The organism is Chamaesiphon sp. OTE_75_metabat_556, from assembly GCF_031378165.1.
In the GTDB taxonomy this organism is placed as follows: domain Bacteria; phylum Cyanobacteriota; class Cyanobacteriia; order Cyanobacteriales; family Chamaesiphonaceae; genus Chamaesiphon.
This window is the reverse complement of sequence record NZ_JANNDR010000315.1, coordinates 1-5,009: the sequence shown is the minus strand read 5'-3', so window position 1 is coordinate 5,009 and position 5,009 is coordinate 1. Positions and strand designations below refer to the sequence as shown.

The 5,009-nt window shown below is 48.7% G+C and carries 5 protein-coding genes; 4 read left to right on the top strand and 1 reads right to left on the bottom strand.

Translation table 11 applies throughout. The annotated features are described in order from the left end of the window. A partial coding sequence (locus tag RMO27_RS12655) for a PP2C family protein-serine/threonine phosphatase (protein WP_309732974.1) occupies positions 1-497 on the top strand: 497 nt, incomplete at its 5' end. Positions 498-514: 17 nt separating this feature from the next. Here the strand turns inward: RMO27_RS12655 and RMO27_RS12650 are convergent. Continuing rightward, entirely contained in the window at positions 515-1,123 is a 609-nt protein-coding gene (locus RMO27_RS12650; RefSeq protein ID WP_309732973.1) for a tetratricopeptide repeat protein, read from the bottom strand. 383 nt (positions 1,124-1,506) lie between these two features. Here RMO27_RS12650 and RMO27_RS12645 point away from each other — a divergent pair, with 383 nt between their 5' ends. From RMO27_RS12645 to RMO27_RS12635, 3 genes are all read left to right on the top strand, one after another. Further along, positions 1,507-2,712 carry a transposase gene (locus RMO27_RS12645; RefSeq protein ID WP_309732975.1) on the top strand — a complete coding sequence of 402 codons (1,206 nt, stop codon included), beginning with the start codon at positions 1,507-1,509 and terminating at the stop codon, positions 2,710-2,712. A gap of 170 nt (positions 2,713-2,882) precedes the next feature. After that, positions 2,883-4,046 (top strand): ferrochelatase, encoded by a 1,164-nt coding sequence (gene hemH, locus RMO27_RS12640; protein WP_309732972.1) that lies wholly within the window; start codon positions 2,883-2,885, stop codon positions 4,044-4,046. A gap of 17 nt (positions 4,047-4,063) precedes the next feature. Continuing rightward, on the top strand, positions 4,064-5,009 hold a 946-nt coding region (locus tag RMO27_RS12635), incomplete at its 3' end, for a stage II sporulation protein M (RefSeq protein ID WP_309732971.1).

Sequence of the window (5,009 nt, the reverse complement as noted above, 5' to 3'; positions counted from 1 at the left end):
TGCTCAACGGGCATTCACCCGCCCGCATTCTTCAGCATCTCAATCGAGTCATGTATGCCGATCTCGCCAATTCCAGTCGGTTTGTGACGCTGTTTTATTCCGAGTACGATCCGACCACCAAAATTTTGACCTATACCAATGCCGCTCACAATCCACCCTTGTACTGGCAAGCCGCGACCGATCGCATCGTGCGGCTGGATACGCAGGGGATGTTGATCGGTTTGGACGCTGATTCCCGCTATGAGGAGGCGCAAGTTCAACTCCACGAGGGCGATACGATTATTTACTATACGGATGGCTTCACTGATGCTGCCAATCAGGATGGAGAAAGGTTTAATGAAGAAAATCTCATTTACACCTTCCACAAGGCTTGTCAGCAGCGGTTAAGTTCGCAAGCGACCTTAGACTATATCGTCGCCACTCTCGATAGCTTCATTGGCAGCGATCGGACTAGTGGTGATGATATGACAATGGTGGTGTTGAAGGTTGAGAGTTAGGAGTGATGCACTCCCAACTATTTCAACTTATTTATCCACTCGCGTGCTTGTTGGTAGCCACCGAGATCTTGTTGTTGTTGAAACAACTTAGCAGCTTGAGTGAGATCCCGTTTCGCCCCACTTTGATCGCCTAAACCATGACGGCTGACTGCGCGGTTATAATAAGCATCGGCAAAATTCCGATTACAGCGGATCGATTGATTGAAATCGCGAATCGATGCGGAGAGATTGCCCGCCAACGCATTGACATTGCCTCTGCCATTGTAGGCATCAGCATTATTAGGTGCTAACTCGATGGCGCGATCGAAATCCGCCAGCGCACTGGTGAGATTATTGAGCATCGCGTAGGCAAAACCCCGATTGCTATAGGCATCGACTTGATCGGGCTGAGCTTTTAGCAAGGCAGTATAATCAGCAATCGCCCCAGCATAATCCTCTTGCTCCTGTTTTTTCATACCCGCCTCAAATAAGTTGTCGCGATCGACAACCAGATGCGGCGGTGATGTTTCTATTCGTGCTATATAGAAGGATGGATTCAGCGCAGACCCCAAAACACGCTCCGTCTGACTCAACTCAATTGCACCAGCGAGGGCAATGAGGGTAACAGCAGTTTGGATGGGTTTCATAGACCTCTGCAGATTGAAGGCGTATAGCTTACATGGTAACTGAGTTTCGATCGATCGCCCCAAAATCATCGAGCAAACGGAAAATCATCGCGATCGGTAGTTGATTACAGTTATTTTCAACTAGAACAGCAGGATTCCCCTTCCTCGCGAAAACGGAGTGACGAGCGACAGCAAGGCACGTAGTGAAGCAGGGAGGGGACGCGACGTTTTCGGGGGAAGCTTCCCCCGAAAAGCTCGCTTAGGAATGCGAGTGAGGGACGAGTCCCATCGCCGAAGCGCAACCAACAAGCGCAGCTCTTGGCAGTGAAGGGGATGGGCTACGTATCGAACAAATATGCTATTGTGCGGAGCAAATATATCAATACATGAGATATACTGTGGTCATGAAGCAAGTCCTGACAGTATCCTGCAAACTCCAAGTAACACCTGAACAGTCCACCAAAATTGACGGAACTCTTCAGGCGTTTGCTGCTGCTTGCGGATATGTGAACGAGACTGTACAACCAACTCTGATGAATGAGTTGGCGATCCAGTCTTTGGTTTATCACGATGTCAGAGCTAAATTCGGGCTTTCGGCTCAGTTGGCAATCCACGCGATTAGACGAGTTTCTGGCAACAGGAAGACGGCTAAAAAGGATGGTAAACCAGTTGGGAGTTTTGCCCCTACAAGCGCGACTTACGATGCCCGTACCTTTTCCTTCAGGGAAAAAGACTGGACTGTAAGTTTGACAACTATTGACGGTAGAGAGCGATTCTCGCTGGCTATCGGCAACTATCAGATCGGATTGTTGAAGGGACAAAAACCTAAAACAGCGACTCTGTGTCAGCGCAAAGATGGTACTTACTACCTGAATATTCAGCTTGAATCTACACCACCAGAACCAGAGAAAACTTCTAAAGTTTTGGGGTGCGATTTGGGTCGAACTGATATTGTTGTTACATCCGAAGGGGATAAATTTAGCGGTAAAGAAATTACCAGAATTAGGGAGTGTTACGCCAGTTTGAGAGCGAACATCCAACAAAAGGCTACGAGAGGCACACGCAGTACTCGACGCAGATGTCGAGAATTGTTGAAACGGTTGTCGGGGAAGGAGAGACGCTTTCAGGAATTGGTAAACCATACCATCAGCCATCGGCTGGTAACTAGGACGAAATTGAGCAACCAAGCGATTGCTTTGGAAGATTTGACCGGAATTAGAGAACGCACTAACCAACTCCCTCACACTAAGAAAGAGCGCAGGTTGAGCAACAGTTGGGCATTCTTTGAATTGCGCCAATTCTTGATATATAAAGCGATTAAGCATGGCGTACATCTTGTTTTTGTTAACCCTAGATATACTAGCCAAACTTGCCATAATTGCAACCATATCCATCCCGTTCGCGGTGAATCTTATCGGAGTGGTAAAAAGTTTTCTTGTGGGCATTGCGGCTGGAATGGTGACGCAGATTATAACGGAGCGAAAAATATTTCCGCTCTTGGGGCGACCGTAAATGCGCCTGAAGGTTCCGAGATGCTGTCTTGCTCTTTGAGTGAGCATGTCTTGAGGGCTGTTGAAAGCCCCACCCTCGCACATGAGCGCGTAGCGTGATTGTGCAGGGTGGGGTAGTTTACTCCTGACACCAATGGTGGAAATTAGATGAGATCCTTGACGGCATAAATTAAATTTATGTGTCAGCAGTTGCCAACTGCTACCGATCGAATCATATAATTGTTAAAATTGATGAAGAATTTGCAACATACTGGGAAAACACAGCCGTTATGGGTCGATTAGGGGTTTTACTACTAAATTTGGGCGGGCCGGAGCAATTATCGGATGTGCGTCCGTTCTTGTTTAACCTATTTTCCGATCCTGAAATTATTCGGATTCCGATTGCCGCACTCCAAAAACCGCTAGCTTGGCTGATCTCAACGTCACGTGCCAAGAAGTCTCAGGCCAATTATGAGAAAATTGGCGGCGGCTCACCACTGCGACGCATTACGGAAGCTCAAGCCCGCGCCCTCGAAAGCCAGCTCCAAGTGCAAGGTGAAGACGCCAAAGTCTACATCGGGATGCGCTACTGGCACCCATTTACCGAAGATGCTCTCGCGCAAATTAAGCAAGACGGGATCGAGCAATTGGTAATTCTCCCCCTCTATCCCCAATTTTCGATTAGTACCAGCGGTTCGAGTTTTCGGCTGATTGAAAAAATCTGGAACGAAAATCCTCAGCTCAAGCCACCACAATATACTGTAATCGCCGACTGGTATCAGGAGCCGGGCTATCTCCAAGCCATGTCCGACCTAATCGCCACTGAAATCGATAAATGCCCCAATCCCGAGCGAGCGCATCTATTTTTTAGCGCACATGGCGTTCCCGTCAGCTATGTTCAAGAGGCTGGCGATCCTTATCAAGCCGAGATTGAGGAATGCGCCGAACTGATCGTCCAGAAGCTAGGGCGAAAAAATGAATATTCGCTAGCCTATCAAAGCAAAGTCGGGCCGATCGAATGGCTGCAACCCTATACCGAAGACGCGATCGTCGGACTTGCAGCTCAAGGTGTCGAAGAGTTGGTGGTAGTACCGATTAGCTTTGTCTCCGAACATATCGAAACCCTGGAAGAAATCGATATCGAATATCGCGAAATCGCTGAGGAAGCTGGCATTCACACCTTTAACCGAGTACCAGCTCTAGATACAAATCCGGTCTTTATCCAAACACTGGTCGATCTAGTCTTGAGGGCTGCTGCGGCTCCGAGCCTGGAGATCGATCGAGTCACAAAGATGAAGAAAAAGATCAAAATGTATCCCCAAGAGAAGTGGGAGATGGGTCTAACTAACGCGGCCGAAGTTTGGAATGGTCGGTTGGCAATGCTAGGTTTCATCGGAGTGATCGTCGAAATATATACTGGTCGTGGTCCGCTGCATCTGTTCGGTATCCTATAGCAGGTGAGATCGACAAGATGAATATTCAACGCTGGGTTGCGCGACGGCAGGCTCAATGGCACGAACTAGATATTTTGCTCCAGCGTGCCCAACGACGCGGGATTAAATCTTTAAATGCCAAGGAAATTGGGACATTAGCTAGCTTGTATCGATCGGTCGCGGCCGATTTAGCCCGTGCCAATACCAATCAAATCGGGGAAACGATAGTCCAAGAACTGCAAGCCCTGACAACACGCGGTTATGGCCAGATTTATCGCGGTTCGAGACGCCAAGAATTACGCGGCGCGATCGATTTTTATCTGTGGGGATTGCCACAAGTCCTCAGGCAAACTTGGGGCTATACCGCCGTCGCCTTTGGGCTATTTTTAGTCGGTGCGCTGATTGCCTGGTGGTTTTCCTGGCAGGATGCTAGCTTCATGTCCCTAGTCGTCCCCCAGTCGATGATTGAGAAAGTCCGCGATCGCCATCAGCTCTGGATGGGGTCGATTTTGGGGACGGAACCATTTGCGGCCAGTAGTATTGCCATCAATAATCTCAGCGTTTGTTTTCGGATGGTCGGCGGCGGCATTATGGCAGGGTTATGGACGATTTATGCCCTATTCTATAATGGTTTGTTAATCGGTGCCGTCGCGACATTGGTCGGCCAAAATGGATTGGCATATCCCTTTTGGGCGTTTGTGTTTCCGCATGGGGCGTTAGAATTGCCCGCGATTTTTATTTCCGGTGGTGCTGGTTTATTAATCGCACGGGGTTTACTATTTCCAGGTAGCTATCGGCGGCGGGATGCACTGCGGATCTATGGTTTGCAAGCCGCACAATTGGTGATGGGCATCGTCCCGATGTTGCTGGTTGCTGGGGCGATCGAAGGTTTCTTTTCACCGCAGGAAGTGATTCCCAGTCCAGTTAAGTATGTAGCTGGAACTGGGTTATTTATCTTATTGATTCTCTATATCTTACGTCGCG